This window comes from Kineococcus halophytocola (genome assembly GCF_041276425.1).
GTDB classification, from domain to species: domain Bacteria; phylum Actinomycetota; class Actinomycetes; order Actinomycetales; family Kineococcaceae; genus Kineococcus; species Kineococcus halophytocola.
This window is the reverse complement of the sequence record NZ_JBGFTU010000001.1, coordinates 198,634-215,775: the sequence shown is the minus strand read 5'-3', so window position 1 is coordinate 215,775 and position 17,142 is coordinate 198,634. Positions and strand designations below refer to the sequence as shown.

Below are 17,142 nucleotides of genomic sequence, written 5' to 3'. Positions count from 1 at the left end.
GGGGGTCGACCACCGGACGGTCGGACCCGGGAGTCCGGGGGGCGCGTCCCGACCGGGGGGGGTCGGAGAGGACGCGTCGGGCTCGCGGAGTTCGGGGTGACGGCCTGGTGGCCGGGGGGTCGGCCACCAGGCGACCCGCCCCCGGCGTGGAACCCGCAGCGAACCCGAACTCGCCTGTCCGGCAGGTGGACGCAGAACACTCGGCCGCACGGATCCCGCAGGACGCAGACCGTCTCCCGGGCCGGTGACCCCTCCTCAGCGCCGCACCCGCACCCCGCGCCAGACGTCGCGCAGCCCCCGCGGGACGACGACGGCGCTCCACACCACGAGGAACAGCACGCCCCCGAGCGGGGAGAACCACAGCACGACGGGCCCGAAACTGACGTCCGAGGCCGCCCAGCGCGAGGAGCGGTACCACACCCCCTCGACCGGAGCGGGGTTGTCGCTGCGTCGCGTCACCAGCGGACCCCGGTAGGTCGGTGACGGGGCGGGTGTGAAGCACAGCGGGCACCAGGCGTCCCCCGGACGCAGCGCACGGCCGCACTGCGGGCAGTCCGGGACGGACGCGGTGGGATCCACTCCCTCCCCTCGGACGCCCGGGACCGCACCTTGAAGGGTGGGCACCTGGTCAGCGGCCGTCGCACGGGTCCAGACCGGGCCCGGCCGCGGGAGGGGGTCCCCGTGGCGCGAGAGCGGATCGTCGGTGTCCCGCGGCGAGCGCACGTCCTCGGTCCTGCGGGATCCCGGCCCGTCCCGGCGGTGAAACCCGGTGACCGTCGGCCCCGGGTTCCCTAGGGTGTGCGGATGGCCAGCACGCGCGGCGTCGTCCTCAGCGTCAACGTCGGCCGGCGACGGGCGGTCGCGGCGAAGTCGGGGACGAGCGGCATCGACAAACGACCCGTCGAGGGGCCCGTCGAGGTGCGGGCCCCGGGCCCGAAGGGTGTGGGCGGCAGCGGGCTCTCCGGTGACCACATCAGCGACACCGCGAACCACGGCGGGAACGACCAGGCCGTGTACGCCTACGCCCGCGAGGACCTCGACGGGTGGGAACGGGAACTGGGCCGGGACCTGCCGAACGGTGTCTTCGGGGAGAACCTCACGACGTCCGGGATCGACGTCGACGGCGCCGTCATCGGGGAGCGGTGGCGCATCGGCGACGTCGTGCTTCAGGTCTCGTGCCCGCGGATCCCGTGCGTGACGTTCGCGGTGTGGGTGGGCGAGGAGAGGTGGTTGCCGCGCTTCACCCGTGCCCGCGTGCCGGGGGCCTACCTGCGGGTGCTGTCGCCCGGGACGCTCACCGCCGGCACCCCGGTCCGCGTCACGGACGTCCCGGCGCACGGGGTGAGCGTGGCGACGGCGTTCGCGGCCCTGACGACCGAGCCGGAACTGCTGCCGCTGCTGCGGGACGTCCCCGAACTGCCGCGGGAGGACGCCGAGGCGGTGGCGCGTCGGCTGGAGCGGCGCTGAACCGCCCGGTCCGCGGACTCCCCCGGTCCGCTCACCCCTCCTGCCCCACGAGGCCGCCCCCCGGCGGGAGGTGACGCGCCAGCGCCGGTGACGGGCTGAGGAACCGCTGCGCCAGCGCGGCGCGGGTGCGCAGGGCGGCGTAGCGGCCGAGCGCGTGGTCGCACGGCTCGACGACCCACTCGCGGTCGGCGTGGGCCTGGGCGAACGCGTCGACGTCACCGGGGGCCCGGACCAGGTACACCCCGCCCGCTCCGAGCTCCAGCTCGACGTCGTGCACCTCCAGCAGGACGGCCGCCCAGGGCGTCCCGGGCGCGGCGAGCAGGGCCGAGTCCCGGTCCGGTCGCCACAGCACCGTGAACCCGCTGCGCTCGAACCCCGTCAGCGCCTGCCGCAGGTTCGTCACCGGGTGCTTCGCGAACCCCAGTCGCACCGCTCACCCCGCCGCCGCACGCCTCACCAGCGGTGGTGCACGTGCTCGGCGACGAGGTCGCGGTAGACCTCCTCGACCGCGTCGAGCTGGGCGACGGTGGGGGCGGGCAGGTCGGCCGCGGCGGCGTTGCCCCGCGCCTGCTCGGGCGAGCGGGCACCGGGGATGACGACGCTGACGCCGGGCTGCTCGGCGATCCAGCGCAGCGTGAACGCGGCCAGCGGGGTGTCCCCGGCGACCTCGCCGAGCCGCTTCGCCGCCGCCACGCCGGCCGACAGCGGGACCCCCGCGAACGTCTCCCCGACGTCGAAGCTCTCGCCGTTGCGGTTGAAGTTCCGGTGGTCGTCGGCGGGGAACGTCGTGGACTCGTCGATGCGGCCCGTCAGCAACCCGGAGGCGAGCGGCACCCGGACGACGACCCCGACGCCGGCCTCGGCCGCGGCGGGCAGGAACTCGGTGACCGGCTTGAGCCGCAACGGGTTGAGGATGATCTGCACGCTCGCCACGTGCGGGCGGGCGACGGCGGCCAGGCCCTCGGCGACCGTCTCCACCGACACCCCGTAGGCGCGGGTGCGGCCCTCGGCGACGAGGGTGTCGAGGGCGTCGAACACCGCGTCGGTGTGCAGGACGTCGCTGGGCGGGCAGTGCAGCTGGACGAGGTCGAGGGTGTCGACCCCGAGGTTCTCGCGGCTGCGGTCGTTCCAGGCGCGGAACGCGTCGAGCGTGTACGCCTGCGCGACGTGCGGGTCCGCCCGCCGGCCCATCTTCGTCGCGACCACGACACCGTCCGGTGCGGTCGGCAGGAAGCGGCCCAGCAACTGCTCGCTGCGGCCGTCGCCGTAGACGTCGGCGGTGTCGAAGAACGTCACCCCGGCCTGCGCCGCGGCCTGCAGCGTCCCCAGCGCGGCGTCCTCGTCGACCGTCCCCCAGCTGCCGCCGATCTGCCAGCAACCCATCCCGACGACGCCGACGTCGCGGCCCGTCCTGCCCAGTGTCCTCGTCTGCACGGGTCCGACCCTACGAGCGCTCCCGCCCGTCCGCGCGACCGCGCCACCGCCGGGGGGGTGGACGTCACAGCCGCAGCAACCCCGCGACGCGCAGGACGGCGGTGCCGGCCTCGTCGGAGGCGTCGAGGTCGACCTCGGCGACGATCCCCCAGTCGCGGTCACCGGCCGGGTCCTCCAGCACCTGGCGCACGTACCAGTTCCGCGCCGACCCCTTGGGTTCGGGGCCGGAGCCGTCGTCGACCTGGAGCAGGTGCGGGCCGCGGGCGTCGGGGCCGGTCCCGATGCTCTCGTGCTCCTCGTAGTACGCGTCGAGCTGGTCGGCCCACGTGTCCTCGTCGGGGGACCCGTCGAGCTCGGCGAGGGCGGCGGGACGGTCGAGGGCGCACAGCTCGACGAACCGGAACACCGCGTTGCGGACGAGGACGCGGAACGCGCGGGCGTTGGCGGTGACGGGCGGCGCCTCGTCCTCCTGCGGGGCGACGACGTTCTCCACGTCGGCGGCGTCGACGCCGTCGCGCAGCGCCTCCCACTCGGCCAGCAGCGAGGAGTCGGTCTGGCGCACCACCTCACCGAGCCACTCCACGAGGTCGGTGAGCTCCTCGGTGCGGGCGTCGTCGGGCACGGTCTGCTTCAGCGCCTTGTAGGCGTCGGACAGGTAGCGCAGGACCAGGCCCTCGGAGCGGGCGAGCTGGTAGTGCTGGACGAAGTCGCCGAACGTCATGGCCCGCTCGTACATGTCGCGGACGACGGACTTGGGCCGCACCTCGTAGTCGCCGACCCAGGGGTTCCCGGCCCGGTACGTCTCGTGGGCGGCGCGCAGCTCCTCGGCCAGCGGCAGCGGCCACTCGACGTCCTCGAGGAGTTCCATGCGCTCCTCGTACTCGATGCCGTCGGCCTTCATCCGCTGCACCGCCTCGCCCTTGGCCTTCGAGCGCTGCGCGAGCAGCACCTTCATCGGCTCGTCGAGGGTGGCCTCGATGACGGACACGACGTCGAGCGCGTAGGTGGGCGAGGCGGGGTCGAGCAGGTCGTCGACGACGGCGAGCGCGAACGGCGACAGCGGCTGGTTGAGGGCGAAGTCGAGCTGCAGGTCGGCCACGAGCCGCACCTGCCGCCCGTCCGGCATCGGCTCGGGCAGCGTCTCCACGATCCCGGCGTCGAGCAGCGCGCGGAACAGCTCGACCGCACGACGGACGTGCTTGAGCTGGTTCTTGCGGGGTTCGTGGTTCTCCAGCAGCAGGTGCCGCATGGCCTCCACGGGGTTGCCCGGCCGCTGCAGGACGTTGAGCAGCATGGACGTGGTGACGCGGAAGTGGGAGGTGAGCTGCTCGGGTTCGCCGGTGACGAGCTTGTCCATCGTCTGCTGCGACCAGGAGACGAAACCCTCCGGCGCCTTGACCCGCTGGACGCGCTTCTGCTTCTTCGGGTCGTCCCCGGCCTTGGCGACGCGGCGGGCGTTCTCGACCTCGTGCTCGGGGGCCTGCACGACGACGGTGCCGGCGGTGTCGAACCCGGCGCGCCCGGCGCGCCCGGCGATCTGGTGGAACTCCCGCACGCGGTAGTGCCGGTTGCGGCGGCCGTCGAACTTCGTCAGCCCGCCGAACAGCACGGTGCGGATGGGCACGTTGATGCCGACGCCAAGGGTGTCGGTGCCGCAGATGACCTTGAGCAGCCCGGCCTGGGCCAGCGTCTCCACCAGCCGGCGGTACTTCGGCAGCATCCCGGCGTGGTGGACGCCGACGCCCATCCGCAGCAACCGGGACAGCACCTTGCCGAACCCGGCGGCGAACCGGAACCCGCCGATGGCCTCGGCGATGGCGTCGCGCTGCTCGCGGGTGGCGATCTTCGCGCTCGTGAGGGCCTGCGCCTGCTCGACGGCGGCGGCCTGGGTGGCGTGCACGACGTAGACGGGGGCGCGGTCGGTCTGCAGCAGTTCCTCGACCGTCTCCTGCAGCGGTGTCGTCGCGTAGGAGTAGTGCAGCGGGACGGGCCGCTCCACGGACGTCACGAGGGCCGTGGACCTGCCCGTGCGGCGGGTCAGGTCCTCGCGCAGGGCGGTGACGTCGCCCAGGGTCGCGGACATGAGCAGGAACTGCGCCTGCGGCAGCTCGATGAGCGGGACCTGCCAGGCCCAGCCGCGGTCGGGGTCGGCGTAGAAGTGGAACTCGTCCATGACGACCTGGCCGACGTCGGCGAACGCGCCCGAGCGCAGCGCGAGGTTGGCCAGGACCTCGGCGGTGCAGCAGACGACGGGGGCGCCGGGGTTCACCGAGGCGTCACCCGTCATCATCCCGACGTTCTGCGCACCGAAGACCTCGATGAGGGCGAAGAACTTCTCGCTGACCAGGGCCTTGAGCGGGGCGGTGTAGAAGGAGCGGACGCCCGCGGCGAGCGCCGCGGCGTGGGCGCCGGCGGCGACGAGGGACTTGCCGGACCCGGTGGGGGTGGCGAGCACGACGTTGGACCCGGCGACGACCTCGAGCAGGGCCTCCTCCTGCGCGGGGTACAGCGTGATGCCGCGGCCGGTGACCCACTCCGTGAAGGCCGCGAGGACGGCGTCGGGGTCGGCAGGAGCGTCGGCGGGGGCGGGCAGGAGCTCGGGGAGCGTGGGCGCGAGGGTCGTCATGGCCCTCCCATGGTCCCACCGGAGGCGGGACGGGGCCGTGCGTGGTGCGGGACCGCTGCCCGGTAGGACATCCTGTGGGCGAGGGCGGGAGCGTTCACGGGGGGTGGGACCGATCGGCCACGACGACAGCCTGTCGCGCGAGCACCACGTCCGGCGACGGGCCGAACGGGTGCGGGCCGACGTCCAGGAGCTGTGGGGTGACGAACCGCCGCCCGGCCCGGACCCCGAGATCACCTCGCTGGTGGACAGCATCGCCCTCGACGACGACCACGGCCGTCAGGCGGGGCTGCTCGTGCAGGGGGACGCCGTCCCGTTCCACGTGCTGGTCCGGCTGCTGCTGACCAGCCCGGTCGGGCAGGCGGTGCTCGTGGACCTGCCGGCGTCGGTGCGCGCCCGCATCGACCTGGCCGCCTCCACCGTCGACCCCGTCGGGCTGCGGTCCTGGGCGACCAACCGCGGGCTGCCGCAGGTCCCCTCGGGGGCCTTCGCGATGCACGCCTCACCGCAGGTCGTGGACCTGGACGAACGCGTCAGCGGTCTGCTCGGCTTCCCCTCCCGCCAGCACCGGCTGCCGTGGAGGGAGTCCCTGCGGCACGTGCACCCCGACGACAGGGACCGGGTCTTCGCCACCACCCAGGACGCCTTCGCCAAGTCGTCGTCGCTGAGCCTGCGGTTCCGGGTCGTGCTGGCCGACGGGTCGGTGCAGTGGCTCTCGACCGTGGGTCACGCCCTCAAGGGCGAGGACGGCGGGACCGAGCAGGTCGTCGGCTTCACGATGCCCAGTCCCTGAGGGGCAGGGGCGGGTCGAACGTCTCGGGCAGCGCCCGCAGCGCCCGGACCATCGCCGCGGTCCCGTCGAACTGGAACCCCAGCTGCGTGGCGTACGCCGCGCAGGCCTCCACCTTGGCGTCGAGCTCCTCCTCCGTCGGGTACCGGGGCCCGCCCTCGGGGGTCTGCGCCCCGGGCCGCAGGACGTAGGGGGTGTCGGCCCACCGGGCCAGGGGCAGGCCCCGGTCCCGCGCGAGGGCGTCGACCGCGCAGCGGACGTGGCGGTGGTCGACGTGGTCGCCGAGGGCCTGGGGGCCCAGCAGCAGGTCCACCGCACCCCCGGAGCGCTGGGCGAGGAAGGCCTCCAGGACCTCCCGCACCGCGTCCGGGCACCCCTCGTCCCCGGCCACGACGGGCCCGAACAACGCGGCGGCGCTGTGGTACCCGCGGTGCGGGGCCTCCAGCAGGGGCAGGTGGGACCCGACCACGCCGAGGGCGGCCGTGGCGGCGTCGTCCTCGGCCCGGCGCAGGGCCATGTAGTCCACGTCCGCGGTCAGCCCCTTGTCGGTCTGGCACGACAGGGCGAAACCCCGCGGGTCCGCGACGGTGCCGGTGAACACGGTGACCACCGTGACCTCGGCCCCCGCGGCCGCCAGCCCGGTCAGCAGCGCCCCGGCGGAGAACACCGCATCGTCCAGGTGCGGCGAGACGGCCACGACCCGCGCGGGCCCGGCGGCGGGGCTCACAGCAGGTGGGGGGCCAGGAGGAACCGGCAGTCGGCGTCGGCCGTGGTGGGTTCCACCCCTCGTCCGCCGCTGGTGGGGCGCCGCGCGGGCGGGACCTGCGTCCACGAGGAGTCCGGCGGCGTGCCGACGAGGCGGTCGTAGACGGCCTCCACGCGCGCCGTCAGGGCCGGCCAGGACCAGACGTCGCGGACCTCGGCCAGCGCCTGCTGGGCGATCTTGGGCCCCAGCGCCGGGTCCTCGAGCAACCGGCGCAGGGCCCCGACGAGACCCTGGACGTCGCCGACCTCGTGCAGCAGGCCGTTCTCGCCGTCGCGCACGCAGTCCACGACCCCGACGGTGCGGGTGGTGACGACGGGCAGCCCGGCGGCCATCGCCTCCAGGATGGTGTTGGAGAACCCCTCGGACTGGGTCGGGGAGACGAACACGTGCCCGTCGCGGTAGACGGCGGGGGCGTCGGTGTAGGGGACGTACCCGCGCTGCTCCACGGCGTCCTCCAGGCCCAGCTCGGTGACGAGGTCGGCCACGGCGGTGACGTCGGGCCCGATCCCGGAGACGAGCAACCGCACCGCGCGACCCTCCGCCCGCAGCGCCGCCAGGGCGTGCAGCAGGTCCAGGACCCCCTTGCGGCGGTCGACGCGGCCGTGGAACACGAGCGTCACCGGGGCGTCGTCGGGCAGCACGCCCACGGCGGACTCGTCGGCGGGGGTGAACGCCTGCGTGTCGGTGGCCCCGCCGACCAGGTCGAAGCGCGCCGGGTCGGTCCCGTGGTGGTCGGTGACCTCCTCGGCGAACGTCCGGGACCCGATGAGGACCGCCCCGGCGTGGTCGAGGACCGTCCGGATCCCGACGGAGTGGGCCGGGCAGCACAACCCGACCCAGTGCCCGTCGCCGCCCTGCACGCTGACCACCGAGGGCAGGCCGAGCGCGGCGGAGGCCTCCAGGACGGCCATCCCGGTGGGCCAGGCGTACTGGGCGTGCAGCACGTCGAAGGGTTCCTCGGCGTGCAGCCGTTCCACAGTCTCGCGCATCGCGGCGATGTCGGCGTCGAAGTCGGCGGGCAGGCCCTCGCTGGAGCGCTGTTCGCCGAACGCCTCCAGCCCGACCGCGCGCACCCCGGCCGGGACCCGGTCCGCCGGCGGCGGGCCGCCGCCGTAGACCGCGCTGCCGGTGGCATCACCGCGGAACTGCGAGACCAGGACCACCTCGTGGCCCAGGGCGACGAGACCTTCCAGGAGCTTCTCGGCGTACACGCTCATGCCCGACACGGCCGGCCAGTAGCGCCGGGAGACGAGGCAGATCCTCATGCGGTCCATCCTTTCGCGCGGGCCACCGCGGCCGCGTGCAGCGCCGGTTCGCGGTACAGCGGGTACAGCTCCCCCAGGACGCGGTCGAGCGCGGCCCGGTCCAGCCACGCCGGGGCGCCGAGGCGCTCGCGGGCGGCGGCGGTGAGGTGGACGGGTTCGGCCGAGGCGGGGACCCCGTCGGCCCCGGGCACCCCGAGCCCGGCGATGCCGTGCAGCCCCGTGCGGCCGTCGCCGCGCTCGAGCAGGTCGACCAGCCCGCGTTCACCGATCCGGCCGTAGCTGACGATCTCGACCTCCAGACCCGGCACCACGACCCGGGCCACCGCGACGGTGCCCCCGTCCGGGGCCGGGGCGGAGCAGTCGAGCACCAGGACGTCGAAACCCCGCTCGCGCAGGAGGCCGACGAGGTGGGCGCACAGGGCCTGCTGCTCGTCGGCGCCCTCGGGGGCCCGCCACGTCGGCAGGGTGTCGAAGCGGCGCCGGCTGCGCTCGGCCAGCACGACGGGTTCCAGCAGCGCCCGCAACTGAGCGGCGTCCTTCTCCAGCCAGCCGAGCATCCCGCGCAGGGCGCGCTCCTCCTGGGTGGAGGGGTCGGCGGCGTAGCGCTCGACGTACCCGGCGGGGCTGATGTCCCGGACGGCGTCGAGGTCGCCGTGGGTGAACGCCTTGCGCGAGCGGGCCGCGGCGAACTCCAGCACGGCCTTGCGCAGGGCGACCTCGCGGTCGGGGTGGGCGGCCTCCCCGGCGGCGGTCACCATGACCGGTTGCAGCGGGTCGTCGTCGGTGCCGACGACGGTGATGTTGACGATCCCCCACCAGTCGTTGGCCAGCTTGGGCACGACCCGCACGCCCGCGGCCCGCAACCGGGCCAGGGCCTCGCGGGTCACCGGGTCGGTCACGAGCTCGTCGTCGGGACCGAGGTCGAGGACGACCCCGGTGTCCAGCGCGCGGAAGCGGGTCCCGTTGCCGTCGCGCTGCAGGAGTTCGCCGATGCCGTGCGCGACGGCGCGTTCGAGGCTGTCGCCGGCGCCGAGGCCGTTGCCGTGCCGGGTGACCAGGCGGGGCAGGTCGTCGACGAAAGCCTCGGGCAGGCCCTCGGCGTCGCGCAGGACGACGTCGGCGGGGACCCACACGCGTTCCCCGGTGCCGTACCGCTGCAGCGGCAGCCAGTTCAGCGTCGCGTCGGGGGCGTAGGGCGCCCCGGCGTCCAGGCACACCGCCGGCGGGTCCAGGACCGCCTCCGCGCCGAGCTCGGCGACCAGCTCCTCGTGGGAGGCGCGCCGGTGCTCCAGGGTGGACACGGTGCGGCGCAGCAGGCCCAGCTCGGCGGACTCCCCCCAGCTGGAGCGTCGCGCGTCGGCGTCGGTGCCGCCGTAACCGTGGCCGATGGCGGCCATCGCGGCCCCACCGGTCGTGGCGATGGTCCACCACGAGGGGATCCCGACGGTGTCCAGGCGGTAGGTCGGGAACTGGAAGCGGTCGCGCTCGCCCAGGACGTCGCGGAAGCGTTCGGTCGCCCGGTGGTCCCGCCCCTCCTGGACGGGGTGGTCGACGGTCAGCCGGCGGGGTGCGGGGGCGTTCACGAGAAGACCTCCACGGACCGGGTCAGCAGGTCCATCGGCACCGGGGACGCCGACGGGGGGTTGGCGAGCATGTGGTCGACCAGGGCCACGACGTGGGCCGTGGTCACCCCGCGCGCGAACTCGAAGGGGCTGAAGACGGTGTCGAACTCCAGCTGCCCGACGATCTCGCGCATGCTGCGCAGCTCGGCCCGCGACAACGGGATCTGCGCGTGGAACGCCTTGTGGGCGCTCAGCGCCGCGGCGTTCCCGTCCTCGTCGAGGTCGATCTTCAGGGAGTCGCCGCAGAAGAACAACCCGCGGGCGGGGTCGTGCAGCACGCTGTGCCCGGGGAAGTGGCCGCCGGTGCGGTGCAGGGTGATCCCGGGGGCCAGCTCGGTCCGGTCGTCGGCGGGCCACGTCACGCGGAACGCCTTCGTCCAGGTGAGGTCGTGGACCCCGACGGAGACGACGGGCGGGTCGAGCTCGTCCTGCAACTGCCACAACCCGCCGAAACCGTGCACGTGGCTGGAGGCCAGCACGCGCAACCCCCCGCGACGGCGCAGTTCGGCCAGCGCCGCCCCGGAGTACCAGGGGGCGGCCTCGAAACCGAGCAGGCCGTCGGCGGTCTCCAGCACCCAGCCGTGCGACCCCAGCCCGACGACGGGGTCGCACCAGAACTCGGTGACCCCCGGCACGGCCTCGCGCCAGGACGTCGTCACGAGCGCGTCGACCTCGTCCTCGCGCAGGAACTCGAACCCGTCGACGGGCAGTTCGTTGCGCACGTCCGAGCACACCGGGCACGCCGGCGGCGGGGTGTGCGCGAACCAGCGCTGCCAGTGGCCGCAGTTCGTGCAGGAGTAGGCGCGGTGCTGGCGGTGGGCCCGGGTGGGCAGCGGGGCCAGTTCGGCGGCGCGGACGCCGCGCAGCGCGTGGGAGTCGTCCGGTCCGGTCACGCTCGTGCCTCCTCGGGTCGAACGTCCTGGGCTCGGACTTCCTGGGCGGTGAGGACCGGGTCGGGGCGCGACTGCGGGACACCCGCGCCGAGGGCGTCGTGCAGCAGGTTCAGCAGGCGCAGGTCCCGCGACATCGGGAACCGCCACTCCTGCCCGCCGGTGACCGCGGCCTCCAGGGCCCGCAGTTCCCCGGTGAAGGGGGACGTGGTGGTGTCGAACTCCAGGTCGCGGGACTCCCCCGTCCCGGCGTCGACGAACTCCACGCGACCGCCGGCCTCCTGCCCCATGGTGTCGGTGGCGATGAGCTGGCCCGCGGTCCCGACGACCTCCAGCCGGCGGCGCGGGAGGGTCTCGACGGTGTTGAACGAGTTCGAGATGGTCACCAGCACCCCGGAGGCGGTGCTGCCGACGAGGACGGAACCGTCGTCGACGGCGTAGTCGTGGACGCGGTGCTGGACGTGGGTGGTGGCCGTGGCCACGTCCTCGCCCAGCAGGGCCCCGACGAGGTCCAGCCCGTGCGGGGCGAGGTCGACGTAGGCCCCGCCGCCGGCCCGGACGGGGTCGATGCGCCAGTTGTCGCCCGTGCGGCTGCCCGGCGGGGCCCAGCCCGGCGGCAACCAGCAGGCGTAGACGATGCGCACGGCGGTGACGGTGCCCAGGTCGCCCCGGGCGATCGCGCGCGCCATGAGTTCGTGGGCGGGGTGGAACCGCTGGTCGAAGGCCGTCGCCGCCACCACGCCGGCGCGCTCGCACCCGGCGACCAGCGCCGCGGCGTCGGCCAGGTCGGCTGCCAGGGGTTTCTCGCACAGGACGGCCAGCCCGGCGTCGGCCGCGGCCAGGGCGACCTCGCGGTGGGCGTGGTTCGGGGTGGCGACGTAGACGACCTGCGCGCCGGGGGTGGCGAAGGCCGCCTGCAGGTCGTCGTGCGCCTGCGCCCCCGGGAAGCGGTCGGCGAGGGCGGTGGCCGCGGCGAGGTCGCGGTCGACGACCGCGACGACGCGGCTGGTGGGCGACGAGGCCAGGGCGGGGGCCATGTGGTCGCGGGCGACCCAGCCCGCCCCGGCGATGACCCAGCCGGTCCGCTCGTCGGGGTGCTGCTCGTCGGCGGTGTTCGCCTCGGCGGTGTTCACGGATCTCCTCGGTGGACGGGGTGCTCAGCGCACCGGGATGCCGGCGCCGGCGAGGACGCCGAGCTGGAACTGCTGGACGGTGCCGGGGTGGACGATGTCCAGGTCGTCCAGGGCCTGGGCGGCGGTGAACGCCGCCGCGCGGGCGTGGTGGTGGACCTGCAGCACGCGGTCCAGGACGTCGGCGGTGTTGAAGACCCGCCCCACGGCGGTGTCCGTGGTCTCCCGCTGCGGCAGCAGGACCCGCAGCCGTTCCGCGAGGCCCCGGGGCAGTTGCTGCAGGGAACGTTCCTCCAGCGCGGCCAGCACGCTCAGGTAGTGCTCGCCGAGCAGCACCTCACCGCCGAAACCGGCGTCGGGCAGGTCGCCGTTGGGCAGGTGGTGGGCCAGCGCCACGAGGAACGCCTCGCCCCGGCCCACGCCGAAGCGGGGTGCGACGAGCGCGGAGTACACCGCGGTGACGAAGCAGTGGTCGCCGTGGCTCTCGGGGGGTTCGACCACGACGCGGGGCAGCACGGGGTGGGTGGCCCCGGCCCGGGGCTGGCGGACCAGGGCGTTGACGAACGCCGGTGGGGCGGGCAGGAGTTCCTCGGTGCGGGGTTCGGGGTCCAGGGCGGCGCGCAGGTCGGCGAGGTCGCCGAAACCGCCCTCGGCGGTCGCGGTGACGGCGTCGAACGCGCGGCGCAGCACGGTGAGGCGCTCGTCGCGGTCCAGCCCGGCCGTGGCCAGCACGGTCGCGTCCACCCCGGCCAGGCGGGCCGCGACCAGGGCGTGCGCGACCTCGCGCAGCGCCAGGTCCGACACGGCCTCCGGCGAGCAGTCCTGCAGCAGGACCCGCCAGGACCGGGTGAACGCCCGGTCGGCCAGGGACCCCGCGCCGCGGGCGTCGCGCAGGCGCTTGACGTCCGCGACCTCCCGCAGCAGTTGCAGGGTGGACGGTCCCACCACGGGACCGTCGGGGGACGGAAGGGTTCCGGTGTCAGCCCCCGGGACGGGGGCGGGGTTCGGGGCGGTCATCGACAGGGTGGAGCGACTGCGCTCTGCACGGTGAACGTCACGGGCGTCACTGTGCCCGGCCCCCCGGAGGTCCGCACACCGAACCCACGTGACGATGTTCACGGTCCGTGGTTCCGAAACGGCTCTGCGTGAGGTCTCGCGACTGTTCGGGGAGCGCGGCACCGGCCGCACTGCCACGCTGACCAGATCCCTCCCCTTCCCCGCGCCCCACCGCGATCACCAGGAGCACCTGTGCCCCACACGTCCCCGACCCCGTCGACCCCGTCGACCCCGCGCACCCGTCTCGCCTACAACGCGAACGGCCTGCGCTCGGTGAGCCTCGACGACGCCGTCCGCACCCTGGCCGACCGCGGGTACGACGGCATCGAACTCTCCCTCAACGCCCAGCACGTCGACCCGTGGGCGTTCACCGCCGCCGACGCCGGCCGCCTGCGCGAGACCCTGGAGGCGACCGGCGTGGTCGCGTGCAGCCTGGCCACCGGGGACCCCCACCTGCTGAGCGCGGACGCCTTCGAGCCCGCGCTGGTGGACCCCGACCCCGCCGAACGGGCCCGCCGGCTGGACCTGTTGCAGCGCAGCGTGCGCATGGGGGTCCTCGTCGGGGTCCCGCTCGTCGTGTTCTCCACCGGCAGGCGCCGGCCCGAGGTCTCCGCGGCCCAGGCCGACGCGTGGCTGGACGAGGCCCTGGCCGTCCTGCTGGACACGCTGCACGACACGCTCGACGCGGCCGGCCTCCCCCGCGGCAGCACGGTCCTGGGCATCGAACCCGAACCCGGGTTCCACTGCCGCACGAACGCCGACGTCGCGGTCGTGCTGGAGCGCACCGCGAGCCCGGACCTGTGGCTGAGCCAGGACCTCGGGCACTGCGTCGTGGAGGAGGAGGACGCCCTGGGGTCCCTGGCCCGCCACCTCCCCATCACCCGCCACCTGCAGGTCGAGGACATCGCGAACCGCGTCCACGCCCACCTCGTCCCCGGGGACGGCGACGTGGACTTCGACGCCGTCGGCCGGGTCTTGGCCGGCGGGTTCGAGGGCTGGATCAGCGTGGAGCTCTACGACCACGACGCCGTGCACCGCGAGGCCGCCCGGCGCAGCGAGGAGTTCCTGCGCGAGCACTTCCCGTCCCTGGCGCGACCGGTGGACGTGACCGACCTGACCGCCCTGGAGGCGCGGGCCACCGTCCCGGCCCGCTGACCCCGCGCGCCCGCCCCGTCCCCGGGCGGGGACGGGGCGGGCGTGGACGGCGAAGGCCCCCGGGGAGCACCCCGGGGGCCTTCGCGCGCCGGTGTCCCTCAGTCGAGGAAGCCGTCCCGGCGGGCGGCGGTGGCGGCGGCCGCGGAGGAGCGGACGCCGTACTTGCGCCGGACCGAGGCCAGGTGCTGGGCGACGGTGTTCGGGGCCAGGCCCAGGCGCTCGGCGACGACGGAACCGGGGCAGCCGTCGGCGATCATCTGCAGGATCTCCCGCTCCCGCGCGGTGAGGGTCACCCCGGGACGGGTGAGGCCCTGACCGCGCTCGGCCTCCTCCAGCGCCCGGTAGCGGGCCTCGGAGACGAGCACGAAGCGGTGCCCGGCCGCGTCCTCGACGACCACCCGGCGGTCACCGTCGGTGACGGTGCGCAGCACGTCGCCCCACCAGTCACCGGGGACCTGCACGGGGCTCCCGTCCACGACCGCCACCTCGTTCTCCATCTGCGCTCAGACTCCTCAGCCGCTGCTCGACGTGTCCTGCTGCGAGGGACGGTGTCCCACCCCCCGTACGTGGTTCGGGGGGCAGCTGGACGTCCTTGACCGCTCTACTAGAACAACCACCCGTCCGGATGAACCGTTCAAGACGGGCGGTCACCCGGTGCTGCCGAACCATCATCCAGCCCCGGTGGCCGCCGGTGGCACCGACGCGCGGGTACTGGTTGAGACCTCACCCGAGGATGCCACACCGTCACACGTTCGCCACCGAGCGTCGCGACCGAACACCGAGCGCAACGACGGCCAGCAGCGCCGCCCACGCCACCCACGGGCCCACCTCCCGGCGGTACCCCAGCGTCACGGCCTGCACGAGCGGACTCATCCCGTCGACCAGCCCGGGCACGTAGGCCAGCGACAGCACCGTCGAACGCACCACGAGCACCCCCACGAGCAGGCGGGCGGCGGGCGCGGCCGCCCCCACCGCGAGCGCCAGCGGCCCCCACAGCAGCAGGTCGTACCAGGGCAGCTCGTAGGCGGCCCCGAGCAGGTACCCGGCCGCGAGGACGGCACCGACCCCCGCGGCCCGCTCCAGGCGACCGCCGCGCACGAGCGCGGGCCACCACAGGACGGCGACCACGACCACGACGAGGGCGGTCCCCGGCAGGAGCAGCCCGCGCGGCAGCCCGGCGTCGACGAGCGGGCGCCAGACGGTGGCCAGGGACACGTACCGGCTCGCGGTCCGCGTCTGGTCGTAGGCGTGGACCCCGGCCCACACGTGCGCGGGGACGAGGACGACGAGCGCGGCCAGGACCCCGCGCGCCAGCCACCCGGCGCTCAGCCGGCGGGCGGCGACGGCGGCCACGACGATCCCCACCGCCACCACCCCGTAGGGCAGCTTGGTGCCCGCGGCCACGGCGAGCGCCACCCCGGCCGCGACGGGCGCGCCGGCCGCCAGCAGGAGGGCCAGGACGGCGGCGGCACCGGCCAGGACGTCGGCGTGCGCGCCGCCCAGCCCGACCGTCAGCAGCAGCGGGTTGGCGCTGGACAGGACGGCGAACCACGCCCGGCGCCGCGGGTCGGGCAGCACGCGGTGCCCCACGACGGCGACCAGGCCCCACGCCAGCAGCAGCAGCACCTGCCAGGCCCACACCGTCGTGCGGACCGAGTCCCCGCCCACCACCGAGCACAGCGCCATGAACAGCCCGCCGACCGGCCCGTAGACCGACGTCGTGGACCGCCACGGGTCCCGCACGGCGGAGACGACGGGGTCGGCGCCGCCGGCGAAGGCGTCCGGCGGCTGGCTGTACGGGTCCCCGCCCAGGGCGGCGATGCGCCCGTAGGCGGCGTAGCTGAGGTGGTCGGCCGAACCCACGGGCGGGACGAGCACGAGCAGGACGGCCCCGACCCCGGTCAGGAGCAGGAAGCGCCGGGGCCGCCACCCGCGGGCGACGGCCAGGGCCCCACCGCCCAGCCCGACCCCGCCGGCGAGGACCGACAGGGCCATGAGGACGCTGACGGTCGCCGAGGACGGGTGCCGGCCCAGGTCGAGGGCGCCGAACCCCGGCCCCAGCGCGGGCGCGGCGGCCGAGGGGCCCAGGACGGCGACGGTCAGCCAGGCCAGCAGGCACACGGCGGTGCCGGCCACGGCCCAGCGGACCGGCCGCCGCGGGCCGGTGGCCGGGTCAGCGCGCGCCACGGGTCAGCGGGTGCGGCGGCGCACGACGTCCTGCACCCGGCGCCGCGCCAGGGCCCGGGCCACGTCCCGGAACTGCGCGGCCCGGTGCAGCTGGCCGCGCAGGTCGGTGCCCGAGACGCGGTGGTGCAGGTCGCAGGGCACCTCGCGGACGCGGAACCCCGCCCGCAGCAGGTCGATCGTCATCGCCGTCTCGACCCCCCACCCGGGGGCCAGCGGCAGCGCGGCCTCGAAGGCGGCGCGGGTCAGGCACCGCATCCCCGACAGCGGCTGCTCCGGTGACCAGCCGGTCGCGGCGAGCGTGCCGCGCCGGGACAGACCCACGACGAACCCGTGCCCGCCGCCGGCGGTGGCCTGCCGGGGCAGGACGGCGATGGTCATGTCGGCCTCACCGGCCAGGACGGGCACGGTCAGCGGGGCCGTCTCGACGGCGCTGCCGGCCAGGTCGGCGTCGACGAGCAGCAGCGGCCGGGGCCGCACCCCCGGCCGGGGGCGAGCACGCTCCCACTCCGCGACCGCGCGCGCCCCGGTCTGCAGCGCGGCGGCCTTGCCCCGGTTGCGCCGGTGGGCCACGACGACGGCACCGGCGTCGCGGGCGACCGTGGAGGTCAGGTCGGTGGAGCCGTCGTCCACCACCACGACCACGTCGACCACGGGCAGCCCGGCGGCGGCGCGGACGGTCGCGGCGATCCGGTCCTGCTCGTCCTTGGCCGGGATGACGACCGCGACGGTCGAGGACGGATGCAGCGCAGGCACGCCG

General features: G+C 75.3%; 16 protein-coding genes. 3 read left to right on the top strand and 13 right to left on the bottom strand.

What is annotated here, in order from left to right; genetic code table 11:
* Positions 1-255 precede the first annotated feature (255 nt).
* On the bottom strand, positions 256-459 hold the full coding sequence (locus AB2L27_RS01115) for a hypothetical protein (RefSeq protein ID WP_370439607.1): 204 nt from the start codon (positions 457-459) through the stop codon (positions 256-258).
* A gap of 345 nt (positions 460-804) precedes the next feature.
* Here AB2L27_RS01115 and AB2L27_RS01110 point away from each other — a divergent pair, with 345 nt between their 5' ends.
* Positions 805-1,467: an MOSC domain-containing protein gene (locus tag AB2L27_RS01110; RefSeq protein WP_370439606.1), complete on the top strand. Its 663-nt coding sequence runs from the start codon at positions 805-807 to the stop codon at positions 1,465-1,467.
* Positions 1,468-1,498: 31 nt separating this feature from the next.
* On the opposite strand, the gene AB2L27_RS01105 is transcribed toward AB2L27_RS01110, so the two are convergent.
* The 3 genes from AB2L27_RS01105 to AB2L27_RS01095 form a co-directional block, all read right to left on the bottom strand.
* Complete coding sequence (locus tag AB2L27_RS01105) at positions 1,499-1,897, bottom strand: hypothetical protein (RefSeq protein WP_370439605.1); 399 nt, start codon at positions 1,895-1,897, stop codon at positions 1,499-1,501.
* 23 nt (positions 1,898-1,920) lie between these two features.
* The gene (locus AB2L27_RS01100) at positions 1,921-2,901 is read right to left on the bottom strand and encodes an aldo/keto reductase (protein ID WP_370439604.1); all 981 of its coding nucleotides are present in this window, start codon (positions 2,899-2,901) and stop codon (positions 1,921-1,923) included.
* 64 nt (positions 2,902-2,965) lie between these two features.
* Complete coding sequence (locus AB2L27_RS01095; protein WP_370439603.1) at positions 2,966-5,527, bottom strand: DEAD/DEAH box helicase; 2,562 nt, start codon at positions 5,525-5,527, stop codon at positions 2,966-2,968.
* Between the two features lie 103 nt (positions 5,528-5,630).
* Between AB2L27_RS01095 and AB2L27_RS01090 the strand changes: the two genes are divergently transcribed.
* A complete protein-coding gene (locus AB2L27_RS01090; protein WP_370439602.1) occupies positions 5,631-6,317 on the top strand; it encodes a PAS domain-containing protein in 687 nt (228 codons plus the stop codon).
* On the opposite strand, the gene AB2L27_RS01085 is transcribed toward AB2L27_RS01090, so the two are convergent.
* From AB2L27_RS01085 to AB2L27_RS01060, 6 genes are read right to left on the bottom strand one after another with little or no spacing between them, the layout of a single operon-like run.
* Entirely contained in the window at positions 6,298-7,041 is a 744-nt protein-coding gene (locus AB2L27_RS01085) for a PIG-L deacetylase family protein (RefSeq protein ID WP_370439601.1), read from the bottom strand. The two genes, AB2L27_RS01090 and AB2L27_RS01085, sit on opposite strands and share 20 nt — an antisense overlap.
* On the bottom strand, positions 7,038-8,345 hold the full coding sequence (locus tag AB2L27_RS01080; RefSeq protein ID WP_370439600.1) for a glycosyltransferase family 4 protein: 1,308 nt from the start codon (positions 8,343-8,345) through the stop codon (positions 7,038-7,040). Before AB2L27_RS01080 ends, AB2L27_RS01085 begins: the two co-directional genes overlap by 4 nt.
* Complete coding sequence (locus AB2L27_RS01075) at positions 8,342-9,928, bottom strand: YcaO-like family protein (RefSeq protein ID WP_370439599.1); 1,587 nt, start codon at positions 9,926-9,928, stop codon at positions 8,342-8,344. The genes AB2L27_RS01080 and AB2L27_RS01075 overlap by 4 nt, the downstream gene beginning before the upstream one ends.
* Positions 9,925-10,860: an MBL fold metallo-hydrolase gene (locus tag AB2L27_RS01070; RefSeq protein ID WP_370439598.1), complete on the bottom strand. Its 936-nt coding sequence runs from the start codon at positions 10,858-10,860 to the stop codon at positions 9,925-9,927. The genes AB2L27_RS01075 and AB2L27_RS01070 overlap by 4 nt, the downstream gene beginning before the upstream one ends.
* Positions 10,857-11,990, bottom strand: a complete 1,134-nt coding sequence (locus AB2L27_RS01065) for a Gfo/Idh/MocA family protein (protein ID WP_370439597.1) — start codon at positions 11,988-11,990, stop codon at positions 10,857-10,859. Before AB2L27_RS01065 ends, AB2L27_RS01070 begins: the two co-directional genes overlap by 4 nt.
* Before the next feature lie 24 nt (positions 11,991-12,014).
* Positions 12,015-12,932 carry an HD domain-containing protein gene (locus tag AB2L27_RS01060; protein WP_370439596.1) on the bottom strand — a complete coding sequence of 306 codons (918 nt, stop codon included), beginning with the start codon at positions 12,930-12,932 and terminating at the stop codon, positions 12,015-12,017.
* Positions 12,933-13,235: 303 nt separating this feature from the next.
* Here AB2L27_RS01060 and AB2L27_RS01055 point away from each other — a divergent pair, with 303 nt between their 5' ends.
* A complete protein-coding gene (locus tag AB2L27_RS01055) occupies positions 13,236-14,198 on the top strand; it encodes a sugar phosphate isomerase/epimerase family protein (protein ID WP_370439595.1) in 963 nt (320 codons plus the stop codon).
* 98 nt (positions 14,199-14,296) lie between these two features.
* Here AB2L27_RS01055 and AB2L27_RS01050 read toward each other — a convergent pair whose 3' ends face one another.
* The 3 genes from AB2L27_RS01050 to AB2L27_RS01040 all read right to left on the bottom strand — a co-directional run bounded on the left by AB2L27_RS01050 (position 14,297) and on the right by AB2L27_RS01040 (position 17,138).
* Entirely contained in the window at positions 14,297-14,695 is a 399-nt protein-coding gene (locus AB2L27_RS01050) for a helix-turn-helix transcriptional regulator (protein ID WP_370439594.1), read from the bottom strand.
* A 247-nt stretch (positions 14,696-14,942) separates the two neighbouring features.
* A complete protein-coding gene (locus AB2L27_RS01045) occupies positions 14,943-16,385 on the bottom strand; it encodes a putative hexosyltransferase (protein WP_370439593.1) in 1,443 nt (480 codons plus the stop codon).
* A gap of 3 nt (positions 16,386-16,388) precedes the next feature.
* Positions 16,389-17,138, bottom strand: coding sequence for a glycosyltransferase family 2 protein (locus AB2L27_RS01040; protein ID WP_370439592.1), 750 nt, complete (start codon positions 17,136-17,138; stop codon positions 16,389-16,391).
* Positions 17,139-17,142: the final 4 nt, after the last annotated feature.